The 19691-nt window shown below is 75.1% G+C and carries 16 protein-coding genes; 15 read left to right on the top strand and 1 reads right to left on the bottom strand.

Annotated features, from left to right (window positions below):
• Positions 1-33 precede the first annotated feature (33 nt).
• The 15 genes from nadA to RM445_RS13515 all read left to right on the top strand — a co-directional run bounded on the left by nadA (position 34) and on the right by RM445_RS13515 (position 18254).
• Complete coding sequence (gene nadA / locus RM445_RS13585) at positions 34-1026, top strand: quinolinate synthase NadA (protein ID WP_311556583.1); 993 nt, start codon at positions 34-36, stop codon at positions 1024-1026.
• Positions 1023-2618: an L-aspartate oxidase gene (locus tag RM445_RS13580; protein ID WP_311556582.1), complete on the top strand. Its 1596-nt coding sequence runs from the start codon at positions 1023-1025 to the stop codon at positions 2616-2618. The genes nadA and RM445_RS13580 overlap by 4 nt, the downstream gene beginning before the upstream one ends.
• Positions 2615-3520 carry a carboxylating nicotinate-nucleotide diphosphorylase gene (gene nadC / locus RM445_RS13575; RefSeq protein WP_311556581.1) on the top strand — a complete coding sequence of 302 codons (906 nt, stop codon included), beginning with the start codon at positions 2615-2617 and terminating at the stop codon, positions 3518-3520. The genes RM445_RS13580 and nadC overlap by 4 nt, the downstream gene beginning before the upstream one ends.
• A gap of 124 nt (positions 3521-3644) precedes the next feature.
• On the top strand, positions 3645-5021 hold the full coding sequence (locus RM445_RS13570; RefSeq protein ID WP_311556722.1) for a sensor histidine kinase: 1377 nt from the start codon (positions 3645-3647) through the stop codon (positions 5019-5021).
• A 5-nt stretch (positions 5022-5026) separates the two neighbouring features.
• Positions 5027-5764 carry a response regulator transcription factor gene (locus RM445_RS13565; RefSeq protein ID WP_311556721.1) on the top strand — a complete coding sequence of 246 codons (738 nt, stop codon included), beginning with the start codon at positions 5027-5029 and terminating at the stop codon, positions 5762-5764.
• A gap of 41 nt (positions 5765-5805) precedes the next feature.
• Positions 5806-7128, top strand: coding sequence for a histidinol dehydrogenase (hisD, locus tag RM445_RS13560; RefSeq protein WP_311556580.1), 1323 nt, complete (start codon positions 5806-5808; stop codon positions 7126-7128).
• On the top strand, positions 7128-8276 hold the full coding sequence (locus RM445_RS13555; RefSeq protein WP_311556579.1) for a histidinol-phosphate transaminase: 1149 nt from the start codon (positions 7128-7130) through the stop codon (positions 8274-8276). The genes hisD and RM445_RS13555 overlap by 1 nt, the downstream gene beginning before the upstream one ends.
• On the top strand, positions 8273-8872 hold the full coding sequence (gene hisB, locus RM445_RS13550; RefSeq protein ID WP_311556578.1) for an imidazoleglycerol-phosphate dehydratase HisB: 600 nt from the start codon (positions 8273-8275) through the stop codon (positions 8870-8872). The genes RM445_RS13555 and hisB overlap by 4 nt, the downstream gene beginning before the upstream one ends.
• Before the next feature lie 75 nt (positions 8873-8947).
• A complete protein-coding gene (locus RM445_RS13545; RefSeq protein ID WP_311556577.1) occupies positions 8948-11518 on the top strand; it encodes an AAA family ATPase in 2571 nt (856 codons plus the stop codon).
• Between the two features lie 128 nt (positions 11519-11646).
• Positions 11647-12084, top strand: coding sequence for a MaoC family dehydratase (locus RM445_RS13540; RefSeq protein ID WP_311556576.1), 438 nt, complete (start codon positions 11647-11649; stop codon positions 12082-12084).
• On the top strand, positions 12081-14672 hold the full coding sequence (locus RM445_RS13535) for an ATP-binding protein (RefSeq protein ID WP_311556575.1): 2592 nt from the start codon (positions 12081-12083) through the stop codon (positions 14670-14672). The genes RM445_RS13540 and RM445_RS13535 overlap by 4 nt, the downstream gene beginning before the upstream one ends.
• 119 nt (positions 14673-14791) lie before the next feature.
• Positions 14792-15331, top strand: a complete 540-nt coding sequence (locus tag RM445_RS13530) for a cysteine dioxygenase family protein (RefSeq protein ID WP_311556574.1) — start codon at positions 14792-14794, stop codon at positions 15329-15331.
• Positions 15332-15365: 34 nt separating this feature from the next.
• Complete coding sequence (locus RM445_RS13525) at positions 15366-16229, top strand: alpha/beta fold hydrolase (RefSeq protein WP_311556573.1); 864 nt, start codon at positions 15366-15368, stop codon at positions 16227-16229.
• A gap of 138 nt (positions 16230-16367) precedes the next feature.
• Entirely contained in the window at positions 16368-16952 is a 585-nt protein-coding gene (locus RM445_RS13520) for an OsmC family protein (protein ID WP_311556572.1), read from the top strand.
• A gap of 135 nt (positions 16953-17087) precedes the next feature.
• Positions 17088-18254, top strand: coding sequence for an NAD(P)/FAD-dependent oxidoreductase (locus RM445_RS13515; protein WP_311556571.1), 1167 nt, complete (start codon positions 17088-17090; stop codon positions 18252-18254).
• Positions 18255-18320: 66 nt separating this feature from the next.
• Here RM445_RS13515 and RM445_RS13510 read toward each other — a convergent pair whose 3' ends face one another.
• Positions 18321-19553 (bottom strand): NAD(P)-binding domain-containing protein, encoded by a 1233-nt coding sequence (locus RM445_RS13510; RefSeq protein WP_311556570.1) that lies wholly within the window; start codon positions 19551-19553, stop codon positions 18321-18323.
• Positions 19554-19691 lie beyond the last annotated feature (138 nt).

The following is a 19691-nucleotide window of genomic DNA, read 5'->3' as shown; positions in this document are numbered from 1 at the left end:
AGGCGAAAACCACGGAGCGGCAGGAGGCACGACATGACCGTGACAGATGTTCGAGCGAACACTGTCGACGGCGCCTGGTTCGCCGAGGTCCGCGAACTGGCCCGGGACCGCGATGCCGTGCTGCTGGCGCACAACTACCAGCTGCCCGAGATCCAGGACGTCGCCCACCACACGGGCGACTCGCTGGCGCTCTCCCGCATCGCCGCGGAATCGTCCGCCTCGACGATCGTGTTCTGCGGGGTGCACTTCATGGCCGAGACGGCCAAGATCCTCGCCCCGGACAAGACCGTGCTCATCCCGGACGCCCGGGCCGGCTGCTCGCTGGCCGACTCGATCACCGCCGACGAGCTGCGCTCGTGGAAGGCCGAGCACCCCGGCGCCGTGGTGGTCTCCTACGTCAACACGACCGCCGCCGTGAAGTCCGAGACCGACATCTGCTGCACCTCCAGCAACGCCGTCGAGGTCGTGGCGTCGATCCCGGCGGACCGTGAGGTGCTGTTCCTGCCCGACCAGTTCCTCGGAGCGCACGTCCGCCGGACCCTGAACCGGCAGAACATGCACGTCTGGGCGGGGGAGTGCCACGTGCACGCGGGCATCAACGGCGCCGAGCTCACCGCGCAGGCCACGGCACACCCGGACGCCGAACTGTTCGTCCACCCCGAGTGCGGCTGCGCGACCTCGGCGCTCTACCTCGCCGGCAGCGGCGCGGTCCCCGCCGACCGCGTCAAGATCCTCTCCACCGGCGGCATGCTCGACGCTGCACGGGCGTCGCGAGCGACGGAGGTGCTGGTGGCCACCGAGGTGGGGATGCTGCACCAGCTCCGGAGGGCCGCCCCGGAGATCGACTTCCGGGCGGTGAACGAGCGGGCCTCGTGCCGCTACATGAAGATGATCACTCCGGAGGCTTTGCTGCGCAGCCTGCGCGAGGGCACGGACGAGGTCCACGTCGACCCGGAGCTGGCCGCCCGCGGCCGGGCCGCGGTGCAGCGGATGATCGCGATCGGCCGTCCGGGCGGTGCGGAATGAACGCCCCGCACTGGGAGGCCGCCGCCGACCTCGTCGTGATCGGCAGCGGTGTCGCCGGCCTCACGGCGGCGCTCGACGCCGCCGCCGCCGGCCTGCGGGTCGTCGTCGTCACCAAGGACGCGGAGGACGCGGGATCCACCCGGTGGGCGCAGGGCGGTGTCGCGGTGGTCGTCGGCGACGTCGCGGGCGACAGTGTCGACGCGCACGTCACCGACACCCTCACCGCGGGTGCCGGGCTGTGCGACGCCGCGGCGGTCGCCTCGATCCTGACCGACGGCCCGGCCGCGGTCGCCCGGCTCAGGGCCCGCGGAGCGGTGTTCGACACGACACCCGCAGGCGCCCTCGAGCGCACCCGCGAGGGCGGGCACTCGGCGTTCCGGGTGGTGCGGGCCGGGGGCGACGCCACCGGTGCCGAGATCGAGCGGGCGCTCGTCGCCGCCGCCCGCGGAGCCGGCCTGCCGCTGCTCACCGGGCACGTCGCCGTCGACGCGCTGCGTGTCGACGGGGAGCCCGTCGCCGGTGTCACCGTGCTCGACGACGACGGCCGCCCCGGACTGCTGCGCGCACCCGCCGTGCTCCTGGCGACCGGCGGCTACGGCCAGCTCTTCGCGAGCACCACCAACCCCGCCACGTCGACCGGCGACGGGATCGCGCTGGCCCTGCGGGCCGGCGCGACGGCCGCCGACCTCGAGTTCGTGCAGTTCCACCCCACCGTCCTGTACCTGCCGGGCGCGCTGGGGCACCGGCCGCTGGTCACCGAGGCCGTCCGGGGCGAGGGCGGCGTGCTGCGCGACCGCACCGGGGCGCGGTTCATGGTCGGCGTGCACCCGCTGGCCGAGCTCGCACCGCGCGACGTCGTCGCTGCGGCGATCACGCGGCGGATGGGCGAGACGGGGACGGACTGCGTGTGGCTCGACGCCACCGCCGTCGACGGCTTCGCGGCCCGCTTCCCGACGGTGACCGCCTCCTGCCGGGCCGCGGGGATCGACCCGACCCGCGAGCCGATCCCGGTGACGCCGGCCGCGCACTACGCCTGCGGCGGCGTGCTCACCGACGTCGAGGGACGCACCGCCGTCAGCGGCCTCTACGCCGCGGGGGAAGTGGCCCGGACAGGTCTGCACGGGGCGAACCGCCTCGCGTCGAACTCGCTGCTCGAGGGCCTCGTCGTGGGTGCCCGGGTGGGACGCGCGGTGGTCGCGGACCTCGCCGTGCCGCGCCCGGTGCCGATCACCGCGGCGGCGCCCCTGCCCGTGTTCGCCGTGGCGGACCGGCGCGTGGTGCAGCGGGCGATGAGCGCGGGAGCCGGGATCGGCCGCGACGCCGCGGGGCTGGCGGCGGCGTCGGACGTGGTGGAGGCGGCGACCGGCCCCGGGCCGGCCACCGACCGGGCGGGCGTCGAGGACGCGGCGCTGACGCTGCTCGCCGCGGCGGTGCTCGCCTGCGCCGGTACCCGCACCGAGACCCGCGGCTGCCACGTCCGCACGGACCACCCGGACCGCGACGACGCCTGGCAGCGCGCGAGCCTGCGGGTGTCGCTGGACGGCGACGGCCGCCCGGTCGTGGCCGCCGACGCACTGGCGGGTGTGGCGTGACCGCGCGGGTTGCCGCCGGCGTCGGGGGCGTCGCGGAGATCGGGGTGCCCGACCCGGACGACCTGCTGCGCGTCGTGCGCACCGCCCTCGCCGAGGACCTGCGCTACGGGCCCGACGCCACCACGGCCGCCACCGTGCCCGCCGACGCCGTGGCGATCGGCGCGTTCACCCCGCGCGCGGGTGGCGTGCTCGCCGGGGTGGTGGCGGTCCGGGTCGTGCTCGCCGAGGTCCTGGGCAACGAGGTCCTGGGCGACGTGGAGGTGCTCGGCGAACGGCCCGACGGCACCAGGGTGCCGGCCGGCGAGCCGGCGCTCGTCGTCCGTGCTCCCGTCCGCGGGCTGCTCACCGCGGAGCGCACGGCGCTCAACCTGCTCTGCCACCTCTCCGGTGTCGCCACCGCGACCGCGTCCTGGGTCGACGCGGTGGCCGGCACCGGCGCGCGGATCCGCGACACCCGCAAGACCCTGCCGGGCCTGCGGTTGCTGGAGAAGTACGCGGTCCGCTGCGGCGGAGGGGTGAACCACCGCCTCGGGCTCGGCGATGCCGTGCTCATCAAGGACAACCACGTGGCGGCGGCCGGGTCGGTCGGCGCGGCGCTCGAGCGGGCCCGGGCCGCGGCACCCGACCTGCCGTGCGAGGTGGAGGTCGACTCGCTCGAGCAGCTCGACGACGTGCTGGCGCTGGGCGCCGAGCTGGTGCTCCTCGACAACTTCACCGTGGCGCAGACCGCCGAGGCGGTCCGCAGGCGGGGAAGTGCGCCGACCCTGCTCGAGTCGTCCGGCGGGCTCGCGCTCGCGAACGCCCGCGCCTACGCCGGAACGGGCGTCGACTTCCTGGCCGTCGGGGCGCTCACGCACTCGGTGACGGCGCTGGACGTCGGGCTGGACCTCCAGGAGAGGTGACCCCGACCCCCGATTTGGGGGGGTGAGACACCCCCGCCTGCGGTTTCCGCCGACCGGTCGACGTCGATCACACTGACGCCCGGTCGGCTGCCCGGCCACCGGGAGGGAGCCGCAGGTGACGGCCATGGTGTCCGTACGGCGGGCCGCCCTGCCCGCGCCGCGCCGCGCCGCCCACCGGGCCCGGTCCGCCGGGTCGGGCACGCCCCGCCGCGCGCTCGTCCACTTCGCGCTGGCCGGCGTGCTGACGGTCGTGCTGATCGCCGTCGCGGGGGCGTTCGTCAGCCGCACCGCCGCCGAGGGCCAGGCGCTCGACGGCGCGCGCAGGCTGAACGGGGTGCTCGCGCGGACGGTCGTCGAACCGCACCTGCGCGACGGCCTGCTCACCGGCGACCCGGCCGCGCTGGCCGCGATGCGCGACGCCGCCCGCCTGCTCACCGGCGGCCCGGTGCAGCGGATGAAGCTGTGGACGGCCGACGGCCGGGTCGTCTACTCCGACGACGAGCGCCTCATCGGCCGGCAGTACCCGCTGGGGCTCGACGAGGCGGAGGTGCTGGTCACCGGTGAGGCCGCCGCCGAGATCAGCGACCTCAGCCGGGCCGAGAACGACCTCGAGCACGACCTCGGCACCCTGCTCGAGGTCTACCGGCCCGTGCACACACCCTCGGGCCAGGTGCTGCTCTTCGAGACCTACATGCCGCTGAGCTCGGTGGCCGCGCGGACCTCGGCGATCTGGCTGCAGTTCCTGCCCATCACCATCGGAGCGCTGGTGCTGCTGCAACTCGTGCAGTTCCCGCTCGCGGTGCGGCTGGCCCGGCAGACGGCCCGCGCGCGCCGGGAGCGCGAGCTGATGCTGCACCGCTCGCTCGCGGCGTCGGACGCCGAGCGCCGCCGGATCGCCGCGGACCTGCACGACGGGGTCGTCCAGGACCTCGCCGCCACGTCGATGGCCCTGGCAGGGTCAGCGATCGAGGCGGACCAGGCCGGGAACAGGGCGGAATCGGGTCGGCTGCACCTCGCCGCGGACTCCGTGCGTTCGGCGATCCGCTCGCTGCGATCGCTCGTCGTCGACATCCACCCACCCAATCTGCGGCGCACCGGCCTCGCCGCTGCACTGGGCGATCTCGCGGAGACGACGACCGCGCGGGGCGTCATGGCGACGCTGGTGATCGACGACGGGGCCACGCGCCGCCTGAGCTGCTCCGCGGAGCAGTTCGCGTTCCGCGTGGCACAGGAGGCGCTGCGCAACGTCGTCGCGCACGCCGGCGCGTCGGCCGTGGACGTGCGGCTCGGACGGCGGCCGGGCCCGGACGGCGACGTGCTCACGCTCGCCGTGAACGACGACGGCGTCGGCTTCGATCCCGCGGCCGCGGTGTCCGATGACCGGCCCCACCTGGGCCTGCGCCTGCTGGACGACCTCGCCGGCGACGTCGGCGGACGGATCGAGGTCAGCTCGGCGCCCGGCGCCGGGACTGCCGTGACGATGGAGGTTCCGGTCTCGTGATCACGATGCGGGGCGACGCGACGGGCCCGGCCGCGGGAGCGGCAGCCGTTCGCCCGGGTGGCCCGCCGAGGCCGGACCAGCGGCGCGCGGGCGTCATCCGGGTGCTGCTGGTCGACGACCACGCCCTCCTGCGCGCCGGCATGGCTCGGCTGCTCGAGCTCGCCTACGACGTCTCCGTGGTCGGCAGCGCCGGCAGCGGTGCCGAGGGGCTGGAGATGGCCGCGGCGCTGCGCCCGGACGTGGTCCTCATGGACCTGTCGATGCCGGGCATGTCCGGGGTCGAGGCGACCCGCCGGCTGCTCGCCGCGCAGCCCGACACCGCCGTGGTGGTGCTCACCTCGTTCGCCGACCCGGACCTCGTCACCGACGCGCTCGACGCGGGGGCGATCGGCTACCTCCTCAAGGACGCGGAACCGGACGGGCTGGTCGGCGCGGTGCGCTCGGCCGCGCGCGGGGAGTCGCCGCTCGACCCGCGGGCGGCGCGGATCGTGCTGACCGGACGGTCGAAGCCGACCCCGGTGTCGGTTCTCTCGGGGCGGGAGAAGGAGGTGCTGGTGCTGGTGGCCGAGGGCCTGGCGAACAAGCAGATCGCCCGCGTGCTCGGCATCGCCGAGCGCACCGTGAAAGCTCACCTGACCAGCGTCTTCACCCAGATCGGCGTGACGGACCGGACGAGCGCGGCGCTGTGGGCGCACCGGCGCGGGCTGGTGAGCTCACCACCGAAAACCCCACCGGGCCGCTGACCAGCACCGGATCTGTCGGTACCGCCGACTACCCTGGCCTCATGCTCCGCCGAACGGACCTGCGCCCGCGCCCGCTGCCGCCCACCGCCGCCCTGCGGGCCCTGCTGCCCCGCGCCGAGGTCGACGTCGAGGCGGTCGTCGAGCGGGTCCGTCCGATCGTCGAGGCCGTCCGCGAGCGCGGGGCGGAGGCCGCGCTGGACTACTCCGAGCGGTTCGACCGGGTCCGGCCCGCTGCCGTCCGCGTGCCGCCCGAGGCGCTGACCGGGGCGCTCGCGACGCTGGACCCCGCGGTGCGCACCGCGCTGGAGACCTCCATCGAGCGGGCCCGGACGGTGCACGCCGACCAGCGCCGCACGGACATCGTCACCCAGGTGGTCCCCGGCGGCGTCGTCTCCGAGCGGTTCGTGCCCGTCCGCCGCGTCGGCCTGTACGCCCCGGGCGGGCTCGCGGTCTACCCCTCGTCCGTGATCATGAACGTCGTCCCCGCCCAGCAGGCCGGGGTCGAGTCCCTGGTCGTCGCCTCGCCGCCGCAGGCCGAGCACGGCGGCCTGCCGCACCCCACGATCCTCGCGGCGGCCGCGCTGCTGGGCGTCGAGGAGGTCTGGGCGGTCGGCGGGGCGCAGGCCGTCGCGCTCCTCGCGTACGGCGGCACGGACACCGACGGGCAGGAGCTGGAGCCGGTCGACATGGTCACCGGGCCGGGCAACGCCTACCTCACCGCGGCCAAGCGGCTGCTGCGCGGGCTGATCGGGATCGACGCCGAGGCCGGCCCCACGGAGATCGCCGTCCTCGCCGACGAGACGGCGGACCCCGTGCACGTCGCCGCGGACCTGGTGTCGCAGGCCGAGCACGACCCGTCGGCCGCCTCGGTCCTGGTGACGACCAGCGACGCGCTGGCCGACGCCGTGGACGCCGAGCTGGAGCGGCAGGTCGCGGCCACCAAGCACACCGAGCGCATCCGCACCGCGCTCACCGGACCGCAGTCCGGCACGATCCTCGTCGCGGACGTGGCGGCCGGCCTCGCGGTCGTCGACGCCTACGCGGCGGAGCACCTGGAGATCCAGACGGCGCAGGCCCGCGAGGTCGCGCTGCAGGTGCGCAACGCCGGGGCGATCTTCATCGGGCCGTGGGCGCCGGTGTCGCTCGGCGACTATTGCGCGGGGTCGAACCACGTGCTGCCCACCGGCGGTTGCGCGCGGCACTCCGCAGGCCTGTCGGTGCAGACCTTCCTGCGGGGCGTGCACCTCGTCGAGTACACCGAAGACGCGCTGCGCGAGGTGGCGGACCGGGTGGTCACCCTCGCGACCGCGGAAGACCTCCCGGCCCACGGGCAGGCCGTGACGGCGCGATTCGGGACCACGTGATGACGACCACGGATCAGCTCGTCGGCGCGGAGGTCACCCTCGACGCCCTCCCGCTGCGCGCGGACCTGCGGGGCAAGACCCCCTACGGGGCACCGCAGCTCGACGTCGCGGTGCGGCTGAACACCAACGAGAACCCGTACCCCCCGCCGCCCGAGCTGGTGGCCGACGTCACCGCCGCCGCCCACGAGGTCGCCGCGGAGCTGCACCGCTACCCGGACCGCGACGCCGTCGCCCTGCGCGCGGATCTCGCCGCCTACCTGACCGGCGTCACGGGTGTGCCGCTCACCGCGGCGAACCTGTGGGCGGCGAACGGGTCGAACGAGATCCTCCAGCAGGTCCTGCAGGCGTTCGGCGGGCCCGGCCGGGTCGCGGCCGGCTTCGTGCCGTCGTACTCGATGCACCCGATCATCGCCGGCGGCACCCGCACCGAGTGGCTGCCCACGCCCCGCCGCGACGACTTCACGATCGACATCCGGGCGGCGGCGGAGCTGCTCGCCCGGCGGGCCCCGGATGTGACCTTCCTGACCAGCCCGAACAACCCCACGGGGCAGTCGCTGGAGCCGGACGAGCTGGCGCAGCTCGTCGACGCGTCGCCCGGGATCGTGATCGTGGACGAGGCGTACGCCGAGTTCTCGGACCGGCCCAGCGCCGCCGTCCTGCTGCCCACGCACGGGCACAAGCTCGTCGTCAGCCGCACCATGAGCAAGGCGTTCGCCTTCGCGGGCGGGCGCCTCGGCTACCTGGCCGCGGCGCCGGCGGTGGTCGACGCGCTGCAGCTCGTCCGCCTGCCGTACCACCTGTCGTCGCTGACGCAGGCTGCGGCGCGGGCTTCCCTGCGGCATGCTGACGCGACGCTCGGATCGGTGGCCTTGCTGCGGGCCGAGCGGGATCGGGTGGTCGCCGCACTCGCGGCGGCGGGCTACGACGTGGTGCCCAGCGATGCGAACTTCGTGCTGTTCGGACGGTTCGCCGACGCCGAGCGGGCGTGGCGGGCGTTCCTCGATCGCGGAGTGCTGATCCGGGACGTCGGGATCCCGCACCGGTTGCGGGTGACCATCGGGACCCCGGAGGAGAACGACGCGTTCCTGCAGGTCGCGCAGGACGTGCTTGCCAGGAACGTAGTGGTGGAGGAGACGGAAAAGGTATGACACGGGTCGGTCGGGTAGAGCGGGTCACGAAGGAGTCGAAGGTCGTCGTCGAGATCGACCTCGACGGCACGGGGCAGACCGACATCGCCACCGGCGTGCCGTTCTTCGACCACATGCTCGACTCGCTGGGCAAGCACGGGGCGTTCGACCTGTCGGTGCACGCCGAGGGCGACGTCGAGCTCGACGCACACCACACCGTCGAGGACACCGCGATCGTGCTCGGCCAGGCGCTGCGGCAGGCGCTGGGCGACAAGCGCGGCATCCGCCGCTTCGGCGACGCGTGGATCCCCATGGACGAGGCGCTCGCGCACGCCGTCGTCGACGTCTCCGGCCGGCCCTACACCGTGCACACCGGCGAGCCGAAGTACATGCGCCACTTCGTCGTGGGCGGGCACTACGCGACGGTGCTGAACAAGCACGTGTTCGAGTCGCTGGCCTTCCACGGCCACCTCGCGCTGCACGTGCGCGTGCTGGAGGGCCGCGACCCGCACCACATCACCGAGGCCGAGTTCAAGGCGATCGCCCGGGCACTGCGGGCGGCGACGGAGCGCGACGAGCGGATCACCGGTATCCCGTCCACCAAGGGCGCGCTGTAACCGAGCACGGCCGGCGGATCCGCGCCGGCAGGTCGCCTCTGGTGTTCCCCACCGGCGAGGATGCACCATCCTCCGATGGGGCCGGTGCTGCTGGAGCGCGACCAGGAGCTGAGCCGGCTGCGAACCTGCCTCGCCGAGGCGGCCGCCGGCACCGGCTCGGCCGTGCTCCTCTCCGGTGAGGCGGGCGCGGGCAAGACCAGCGTCGTGCGGGCGTTCTCCCGCGAGGTCGCGGGGACGGTCCGCATGCTCGCGGGCACCTGTGACGACCTGCTCTCCCCGCGCACGTTCGGTCCGCTGCGCGACGCCGTGCGCGCCGGGTCGCTGGGCGATGCTCTGACCCGGGGAGACCGGGACGCCGTGCTGAGCGGGATCGAGGCGGAGCTGGCGCGGCCCACGACGGTGCTGCTCGTCGAGGACGTGCACTGGGCCGACGAGGCGACGCTCGACGTGCTGCGGTTCCTCGCGCGCCGGATCGCCGACCTGCCGGCACTGCTCGTGCTCACCTACCGTGACGACGAACTGGGCCGCGGCCATCCGCTGCGCCGCGTGCTCGGGGCGCTCGGCGGGGAGCGGGTCCACCGTCTGAGGTTGGCTCCGCTGTCGCGGGCGGCCGTCGCCCGGCTCGCCGGCGGCACGACGGCCACGTCGGCTCGCCTGTACGCACTCACCGCAGGCAACCCGTTCTTCGTCACCGAAGCGCTCGCCGCCGGTTCCGACGGCGTGCCGCCGACCGTCGTCGACGCCGTTCTCGCGCGGGTCCGCGGGTTGGACCGGCCGGTGCAGTCCGCGCTGGAGCAGCTCGCCGTGGTGCCCTCGCGGGTCGAGGTGCCCCTGGCGCGGGCACTTCTCGGCGACATCACCCTGCTCGCGGATGCCGAGCACATCGGGGTGCTGGAGGTGCGGCCGGACGCGGTGGCCTTCCGGCACGAGCTGGCCCGGCGTGCGGTGGAGGGGACGCTGCCGCGCAGTGTGCAGATCGAGCTCAACGCTCGCGTGCTCGCGGCGTTGCGCGACCGGGACGGGGTCGACCCGGCGCGGATCGTGCATCACGCCGTGGCCGCCGGTGACGACGCCGCGGTGGTCGCGCACGCCCCGGAGGCCGCGCGGCGGGCGTGTGCGGCGGGCGCCCAGGACCAGGGGGCGATGCTGTACCGGGCCGCGCTCGCACGTCGGGAGCTGCTCACCCGGCACGAGGAGGCCGCCCTCTGCGAGGCCGACGCGTGGGCGGAGTTCCACGCCAACCACCGCCATGAGGCGCTGTCGGCCGCCGAGCGGGCGGTCCGGCTGCGCGAACGGCTCGACGACCGCAGCGCGCTCGGCCGGGCGCTGGCCACTCTCGCGCTGCAGCAGTGGACGAACATGCGCACCGACGACGCGGTGGCCTCCGCGTCGCGCGCCGTCGACCTGCTGCGGCCCGCCGGCGACAGCGCGGCCCTCCAGTTCGCGCTGGTCTACCTGGGCGTCGTGCTGGTCAACGTCGACCGCGAGCGCGAGAGCCTGGCCGCGCTCGACGAGGCCCTCGCGATGGGGGAGCGGCTCGGCGCCGACCCGCTGCGGACGCAGACGCTGATCTATCGGGGGCGGGGGCTGTGGCAGCTCGGTGACCCGAGCGGGCCGGACGAGCTGCGCCGCGCGCTGGCCCAGGCATCGGCGGCAGGGGAGCACGGGCGGGTCGCTCTCGGCTACGTGAACCACGTCGGGCTGCTGTGGCGGTACGGCCGCTACGGCGAGATCGACGCGGTGCTCGAGGCCGGTGCGGCGTACTGCCGGAACCGCGAGTTCGCGACCTCCGAGCGGGCGTGGGACGCCTACCGCCATCGCCTCGCTGCGCTGCGCGGGGACTGGGCCGGCGGGGAGGCGGGCCTGCGGGCCCTGCTCGACGACGCCGACAACCACGGCATGCTCGCCCGCCACGCCCTGCCCGGCCTCGCCCGGATCGCCGTGCGCCGCGGCACCCCGGACGCGCGGGAGCTGCTGGCCGCGGCGTGGGAGAACGCCGAGCAGGCGAAGAGCCTGCAGGCCCTCGTACCGACGGCCGCCGCGGCGGCGGAGCTCGGCTGGCTGACCGGGGACCCGAGCCTCGGCCGCGACGCGCTCGCCCTGCTGCCCCGCACGGCGCAGCCGGGCCGCGAGCGCGACCGCGCGGAGCTGCTGCGCTGGCTGCGGCGCCTCGGCCGGCCGGCCGAGACCGTCGACGGGTGCCCGGAGGAGTTCGCCGCCGACCTCCGCGGCGACTGGCGCACGGCCGCGGCGGCCTGGGAGCGGGTCGGCGACCCGTACGAGCGGGCCGTGCAGCTGCTCGACTCCGGTGAGATCGAGCCCGTGCTGGAGGCGCTCGCCGTGTTCGACGGGCTCGGCGCCGCGCCGGCGGCGCTGCTGACCCGGCGTCGGCTGCGGGAGCTCGACGTTCGCCGGGTTCCCCGCGGTCCGCAGGCGACGACCCGGGCCAACCCGGCCGGGCTGACCGGCCGGCAGCTGGAGATCCTCGGCCTGCTCGGGGACGGGCTGACCAACGCCGAGATCGCGGCCCGGCTCGTCGTCTCCGTCCGCACGGTCGACCACCACGTGTCGGCCGTGCTGCAGAAGCTGGACGTCTCCACCCGGCGCGAGGCGGCGGCGCTGGCGGCCCGCCTCGCCGCGGACTGAGATCTGGGCAGCGATCTGGGCAGCCGAGGTCGAGATGTGGGCAGCGCGATCCGTTGGTCCTCGGCGCCGGTGCCCCTAGCGTCGTCGGCGATCCCGGCACCCGGCCGGGCCCGGACGAGGAGCACGACATGGACGTCGAGGAGTCGCGGACCGACCGGCCGCGCGTCGGCCAGACGGCCAGCCGGTCGAGACTGGTGACACGGCGCGACATCGAGCTGTTCACGGAGATCTCGGGCGACCGCAACCCGCTGCACTACGACGCCGACGTGGCGGCGCGCAGCCGGTTCGGCGGCATCGTCGTCCAGGGCGGCGTGACGACCGCGGTGCTCAACGCCGTGGTCGCCGAGGACCTGCCCGGCCCCGGCAGCGTGTTCCTCCAGCTCGACCTGCGCTTCCTCGCACCCGTCCGCCCGGGCGACGTCATCACCGGCACGGTGGAGGTGACCTCCGCGCGCGCCGACAAGCCGATCACCGGCCTGGACGTGCAGGTGGCGCGCGACGACGGCGTCGTGGCCGTCAGCGGTACCGCGGTCTGCTGGACGGAGGCGCTGGAGCCGACGCCGTGACGCGGCCGCTCGTCCTGGAACGTGGTGCCGAGCTGGACGTCCTCGAGACCGCGCTACGCCGGGCCACGGGGGGTACGGGGTCGGTCGCGCTGATCTCGGGGGAGGCCGGCATCGGCAAGACGAGCCTCGTCCGCGCCTTCGTCCTCGACCGGCCCGACCGGGCCCGCGTCCTGCTCGGTGCGTGCGACGACCTCGTCACGCCGCGCACCTTGGGCCCGCTGCGTGACGCGGTCCGCGGCGCCGGTGGGCCGCTCGCCACGGCACTGGCCACGGGTGACCGCGACGCGGTGCTCTCCGGGCTGCTCACGGAGCTGGCGGACGGTGCCCGTCCGACCGTCCTCGTTCTCGAGGACGTCCACTGGGCCGACGACGCCACCCTCGACGTGCTGCGCTACGTCGGGCGCCGGGTGGTCGACCTGCCGGCCGTGGTCGTGGCGACCTACCGCGACGAGGAGGTCGGGCCGTCCCTGCAACGGGTGCTCGGCGCGCTGGGCGGTCCCGCCGTGCACCGGCTCGCCCCGGCCCGGCTCTCCCGCGCGGCGGTGGCCCGGCTGGTCGGCGGCACCGCGGCCACGTCGGCCCCGCTCTACCGGCTGACGGCCGGCAACCCGTTCTTCGTCTCCGAGATGGCCGCCGCGACGGGGTCCGCCACCGTCTCGGGCGCCGTGCCCGCGACGGTGGTCGACGCGGTGATCGCCCGGCTGCACCGTCTCGGTCCCGCCGAGCGAACGGCGCTGGAGCAGCTGTCCGTGGTGCCCGCCGGCGTGGACCTGTCGCTGGCCCGCGCGGTCGTCGACGACCTGGGTGTGCTCGCCGGCGCGGAGCGGAGCGGGCTGCTGGAGATGCAGGCGGGGACGGTGGCGTTCCGGCACGAGCTGGCCCGTCGCGCCGTCGAGGCGGCGCTGCCCGTGGCGGTGCGGATGCAGTACAACGCCGGCGTCCTTGCGGCGCTGCTCGGCAGGTCCGACCGCGACCTCGCGCGCGTCGTCCATCACGCCGTGGCGGCCGGGGACGAGGCGGCTGTCGTTGCGCACGCGCCGGCCGCCGCCCGCACGGCGAACCGGCTCGGCGCGCACACCCAGGAGGTCGCTCTGCTGGAACAGGCCCTCCGGCATCGCCACCTCCTCGATCCCGCCGAGGAAGCGGCGCTGTGGCAGGAGCAGGCCATGGCGCTGTTCACGCTCGACCGCGTGCCCGACGCCCTGGATGCAGGCCGGCGTGCGGCCGGGCTGTACGAGGCGCTCGGCGCGTCCGGGCCGCTGTCGGAGGTGCTGATCACCGTCGCCCTGGCTCACTGGGCGCTGGTGCAGCCGCGGGAAGCCCTGGCCACGGCCGAACGGGCGGTCCGGGTGCTCGAGCCGGGCGCGGACAGCAGGCAGCACGCCTACGCGCTGGCCTACCTCGCCGGCCTGCAGACCAACGTCGACCGGACGGACGAGGCCCTCGGGACGGGTGCGGCGGCGCTGGCGATGGCGCGCCGGTTGGACGCGCCCGACCTGGTGGCCCTGGGCCAGATCGCGCACGGCAACGCGCGGCACAAGGGCGGCGACCGGAGCGCCGTCGACGAGCTGTGCGCCGGCATCGATGCGGCCGCCGCGTTGTCGGCGCACGTGTTCGTGATGACCGGCTACCTCGTGCTGGTGGAGAACCTGTCGCAGATGGGCCTGCTCGCGGAGACCGGACGCCGGATCGCGGAGGCCATCGCCTACGCGGAGGAGCGCGACGTCGACATCTACCTCGACCCCATCCGCGCCTACGGCTGTCGCCTGCAAGCCGTCCGCGGCGAGTGGGAGGCCGCCGAGGCCGGGCTGCGCGGACTGCTGTCCACCGCAGGGACCGGTGGGATGCGCCACAGCCTTCCCGAGCTGTCCCGGCTGCTTGTGCGCCGGGGCACCGACGACGCCGCGGCCGTCGTCGACCGGGCGGTCGACTTCACGCGGCGCACCGACGCCCGCTACCAGCTCACTCCCGCCTTGATGGCTCGGATCGAGCTGGCCTGGCTGACCGGCCGTGCGGTCGACGCCCGCGACGCGGCAGCGGTGCTTGCCGTGCGGACCGCGGTCCCCGGAGCGGAGCGCCCACGGGCGGACCTCCTGCGATGGCTGCGCCGGCTCGGCGAGCCGGTGCAACCCTTCGAGGGCTGCCCGCCGGAGTACGCAGCTGGCCTACGGGGCGACTGGCGGGCGGCGGCGCGCGGGTTCGCCGAGCGCGGTGAGCCGTACGAGCAGGCGCTGGAGCTCGCCGATTCCGGTGAACCGGAACCCACCCTCGAGGCACTGCGGATGCTCGACGAACTGGGTGCCCGGCCGGCAGCGGCGCTGCTGCGCCGGAGGCTGCGCGAGCGCGGGGTCACCGCGGTGCCGCGAGGACCGAAGCCCACCACCCGGGCGAACCCGGTGGGTCTGACCGACCGCCAGGTGGAGATCCTCCGGCTGCTGGCCGACGGCCGGACCAACGCCGAGATCGCCGCGAAGCTGGTGCTCTCGGTCCGCACGGTGGACCACCACGTGTCCGCGGTGCTGCAGAAGCTGGGGATCACCTCGCGACGCGAGGTGGCCGGGGCGTCCGCCCGGCTCGGGGTGGTGTGAGCACCCCGCCCCACCGCGATGTGGGTGGTACGCCGCCCGACCTGGGCAGTCACAACCGTGGTGGGACGGTGGTGGCGGCGGGACTCTCGTCAGGCCCGCCGCCTGCGAAGGAGCCCGCCATGACCACCGCTCTCGTCCCCACCCTCGCCGTCCTCGTCGAGCAGCTCGACGAGGCCGTCCGCGCTCCGCGTGCCGGCCTCGACGTCCCGCACGCCGTCGGAGAGGCACTGCGCCCGTTCCTCGGCCGCTCCGGGCTGCTCACTCCCGAGCAGGAGGCCGGCGATCCGCGCCGATACCTGACCCACCTGCTGCACGTGCCCGACGACGGGGCGTACTCGCTGGTCGCCGCGGTGTGGCGCCCCGGGCAGCGCACCGCGGTGCACGACCACATCGCCTGGTGCGTGGTCGGCGTGCACCGGGGCGAGGAGCACGAGATCCGCTACCGGATCGACGACGGCCGGCTCGTCGAGGACGGCCACACCGTCGGCCCGTGCGGCGAGGTGACGGTGCTGACGCCGCCGGGCGACATCCACGCCGTCGTCAACGACGGCCCAGAAGTCGCGGCGTCGCTGCACGTGTACGGCGCCGACCTGCGTCGACGGGGCACGAGCGTCCGCCGCTGCTACGACCTGCCGGTGCGTGGGCGGGCATCGGGGTAGGAGTGTCGGTAGGAGTGTCGGTAGGAGTGTCACCGTGAACGCCGCACCGCCCGTCCGGCGCCTCGCCCTGGCCGACGGCCGTACGCTCGCCCACCGCGCGTACGGCCCGGCGGGCGGGGCGCCGCTGCTGTTCGTGCCCGGCGCCGCGTCGGGCAGCCTCATGCGCTTCGGAGAGGAGCTTCTCGACGGCCGCGGCCTTCGGCTGCTCAGCGTCGACCGGCCGGGACTCGGTAGCTCCGACGCCGACAAGGGCAAGACCTTTGCGAGCGTCGGCGACGACCTGCACCGACTCGCCGCGACGCTCGGTGACCCCGTGCCCGTCGTCGCGAACTCCCAGGGCGCGCCCTTCGCACTGGCGGCGACCCTCGCCGGGCCGGTGAACAGGCTCGTGCTCGTCTCGCCGGTCGACGAGGTCGCCCACCCCTCCACGACCGCCCTGCTCCCCGAGCCGCTCCGCGAGCTGGTCGCGGCCGTCGCCGCGGATCCCGACGAGGCTGCTGCCCGCTTCGCCGGCTTCTCACCGGAGTCGTTCCTCGACTTCGTGCTCGGCGGCCATCCCCCCTCGGACGCTGCGGTCTTCGGCGACAAGGCCTTCCGCGCACTCCTCCGCGCGGCGCTCGACGACGGCTTCCGGCAGGGGTCGGATGGCTACGTCCGCGACACCGTGCTCGCGATGCAGCCCTGGGGTCTCGATCTCGATGCGCTGGACGTGCCCGTCACCGTGCTTTTCGGCGCCGACGACACGAGCCACTCGCCCGATCTGGGGGCCACGCTGGCAGCCCGGATCCCCACGGCCGAGCGCATCGTCGTGCCGGGAGTCGGCGGGTCCCTCCTGTGGGCACGTCCGGAGCTGGTGCTCGACGCCGCACTCGGCGAGCCCCTGCTGCCCACTGCGTGATGGCCGGGCAGCGGGCCGGCACCAGTATGGGCGACGGCCGGGTCGAGATGGGTGACGTTCCCCGATGGGCGACGGGCTCGATCAGCGCAGTGTTCTCGGCACCGGGGACGACCCGACCGAGGAACAGGAGCAAGGACCATGACCGAGACCACCATCACCGCGACCGAGACCGTCCGCAACGGCGTCGACACCACCACGATGTTCGCGACCCTGGACGCCATCAAGGCCCAGCCCGAGATCGCGGAATTCCGATTCCGGGCCCGCAACCAATGGCTCGGTGGCGCGCACAACCGCTCGACGATCAAGGACTTCTACGCCGCGTGCGACGAGGACACCACGCGCACCGAGGCCTTCACCCTGGACGCGGGGGAGCCCGCGATCCTGCTCGGCACCGACACCGGTCCGAACCCCGCCGAGTACCTGCTGCACGCGCTCGCCGCGTGTGTGACCACGTCCCTGGTCTACTCGGCCGCCGCCCGCAAGGTGAAGCTGACCATGGTCGAGTCGACGCTCGAGGGCGACCTGAACGTCGAGGGCGCGATGGGCACGAACACCGTCGACTTCCGCAACGGGTTCACCGGTATCCGCATGTCGGTCCGCATCGCCGGCGACGCACCGGCCGACAAGCTGCGCGAGGTCGTCCAGCGCGGCACCGACCGTTCCGTCGTGTTCGACTCGATCTCGGCCGGTGTCCCGATCTCCGTCGACGTCACCACCGTCTGATCAACGGCGCTGTCTGATCAACGGCGCTGTCTGACGGACCCCATCCCGGACGGCTGGGCCCGCGGTGATCGATCCGTTCACGACGTGTGGCGGATCAGGCGGGCCCGGCCGTCCGTCTTCGGAGAGGAACCGACCATGTCCGAGTACGACGCCGTGGTCGTCGGCGCCCGCTGCGCCGGCTCCGCCACCGCGATGCTGCTGGCCCGGGCCGGGATGCGGGTGCTCCTACTCGATCGCACCCACCCCGGCCACGACACCCTCTCGACGCACGCGCTGATGCGCGCCGGTGTCGTCCAGCTCGACCGCTGGGGCGTCCTGCCCCGCATCCTCGCGGCCGGCACGCCGCCGGTGACGGCCACGACCTTCCACTACGCCGACCGCGCCGAGACGGTCGCGCTCCGGGAGCCGCTCTACGCCCCGCGCCGTCCGGTGCTCGACACCGCGCTGCTGGCCGCGGCGCTCGAGGCGGGCGTCGAGGCCCGATTCGGGGCCGACGTCACCGAGCTGGAGCGCGACCGCTCCGGCCGGGTGACCGGGGTCCGGTTCCGGGTCCGCGGGCCGCACGGTGGTGAGCACCGCGCCGGTGCGGCGCTCACCGTCGGCGCGGACGGTATGCGCTCCGGCGTCGCGCGGGCCGTCGCCGCCCCGACCACCTGGCAAGGCAGCGCGGCGAGCGCCTGCGTCTACGGCTACTGGCCTGCCGCGGCCGCGAGCGCCTACGAGTGGTTCTACCGCCCCGGCGCCGCCGCCGGGATCATCCCGACCAACGACGGGCAGGTCTGCGTCTGGGCCGGCCTGCCCGCGGCCGCGTTCGCCGCCGAGCGCGACGCGGGGCTCGGGGGGTTGTTCGCGGCTGTCCTCGCCCGGATGCCGGAGATGCACGCGGTCCGGGCCGCCGCCGGCATCGGCGGTGACCGGGTCGGCCGGCTGCGCGGGTTCCCTGGTCAGCCCGCCTTCCTGCGCCGCCCGCACGGGCCCGGCTGGGCCCTGGTCGGCGACGCCGGCTACTTCAAGGACCCGTTGACCGCGCACGGCATCACCGACGCGCTGCGCGACGCCGAGCTGCTCGCGAGGGCCGCCCTCGACGGCAACCGGGCAGCCTTCGCCCGCTACGAGGCCGAGCGGGACGCGCTGGCGCGCCCCCTGGTCGAGGTGGCCGAGCGGATCGCCGCCTACGACTGGGACCTCAGCGACGTCGGGGACCTCCTGCGCACCGAGAGCGCTGCCATGCGGCCCGAGGTGGCCGTGGTGCGTTCCTTCGACGACGACGAGGCGACCGGTACGACTCGACGCGCAGCCTGACCGGGCACGACGAGACGGGCCACCTCCGATCGGAGGTGGCCCGTTGGCCCGTTCGTCGTGGGTCGGCTACACCGCAGCCGCGAGCTCGCCGACCCGGTACCGGGCGATGTGGTCGGCGATGTGGTCGGCGTCGCCGCCCACCCCGTCGATGAAGCTCGAGCTGCGGCGGTGCTGCCAGCGCAGCCCCAGGAAGTACAGCCCGCGAGCGGCGGTGACGCCGCGGTCGTGCACCGGCTCGCCGTCGACGACCACGTCCGCATCGATGTAGCCGTGGTCGCGGCGGAACCCGGTCGCCCAGATCACCGCGGCGACGGTGCCGAGGTCCAGCTCGCGCGGCGCGTCGGTGATCCACCGGGCCGGCTCCGGCTCGGGAACAGGCTCGGCGGGAACGTCGACCCCGGTCGCGGCGACGTGGGCGTCGACCGAGGCACGGAACCGGCGGGCGTTGTCCTCGGCGGTCGCCAGCGTGGTGGGCAGGTCGTCGGCGAAGCGGGCCGTCCGACCGTCGACCCCGAGCAGGCGGCCGTGCGCCACGACCCCCTCGGCCACGAGCCGGCGCACGTCCAGGTCGCGCGTGCCCCCGGCGAGCACCGCGTTGGGTGAGCGGCGGGCGCCGGCGGCCAGCGAGTCGGCCGTCCGGTGCAGCATGCCCAGCCGGTCCATCCACCAGTACGTGTCGTGGCCGCGGTAACGGCGCGGAAGGCAACGGTGCCGCCCGACGGCCATGTGCACCCGCCGCCCGCTGCGGGCCAGCTCGGCCGCGATCTGCTGCCCCGACGGCCCGGCGCCCACGACCAGCACCGCTCCCGCCGGTAGCTGAGCCGGGTTGCGGTACGCGCTGGTGTGCAGCTGGGCGACGGGTGGTGGCAGGTCGCCGGCCAGCGCGGGAATGCGCGGGTGGGTCAGGTCGCCGGTGGCCACGACGACGGTGTCGGCGGTCAGCGCGCCGGCGTCGGTGGCGACCAGCCAGCCGTCGCCGATCGGGGCGATGCGCCGCACCGTCACGCCACATCGCACCGGTGCGCCGAAGGACCGGGCGTACTCCTCGAAGAACGCCACGACCTGCGCGCCCGTCATGAACCCTTCGGGATCCGCTCCGCGGTAGCGGTAGCCGGGCAGCCGGGTCTGCCAGTTGGGGGAGAGCAGGCTGAAGGAGTCCCACCGCTGGGTGCGCCAGCTGTGCGCGACCGTGCCGCGGTCGAGCACGACGTGCTCGAGGCCGCGCGCGGTGAGGCAGTGGCTCAGCGCGAGCCCGGCCTGGCCGGCGCCGACGACGACGGTGGGGATGTGCTCGGTCATGATCGGTTCCTCTCGACGGGTCGAGAGGAACGCTAGGAAGGTCGGGCTCCCCGACCATCGGTGTCGACCGCCCATGCCGGGTGCGCGGGCGCCCATCTCCGGCCCGTGCCCGAGGGGCTTGCGTCCGCGGTCACCTAT

Origin of the sequence: Pseudonocardia charpentierae (genome assembly GCF_031845345.1) — a bacterium.
GTDB classification, from domain to species: domain Bacteria; phylum Actinomycetota; class Actinomycetes; order Mycobacteriales; family Pseudonocardiaceae; genus Pseudonocardia; species Pseudonocardia charpentierae.
Note: the sequence above shows the minus strand (reverse complement) of the source record. Positions and strands in the feature narration are given on the sequence as shown.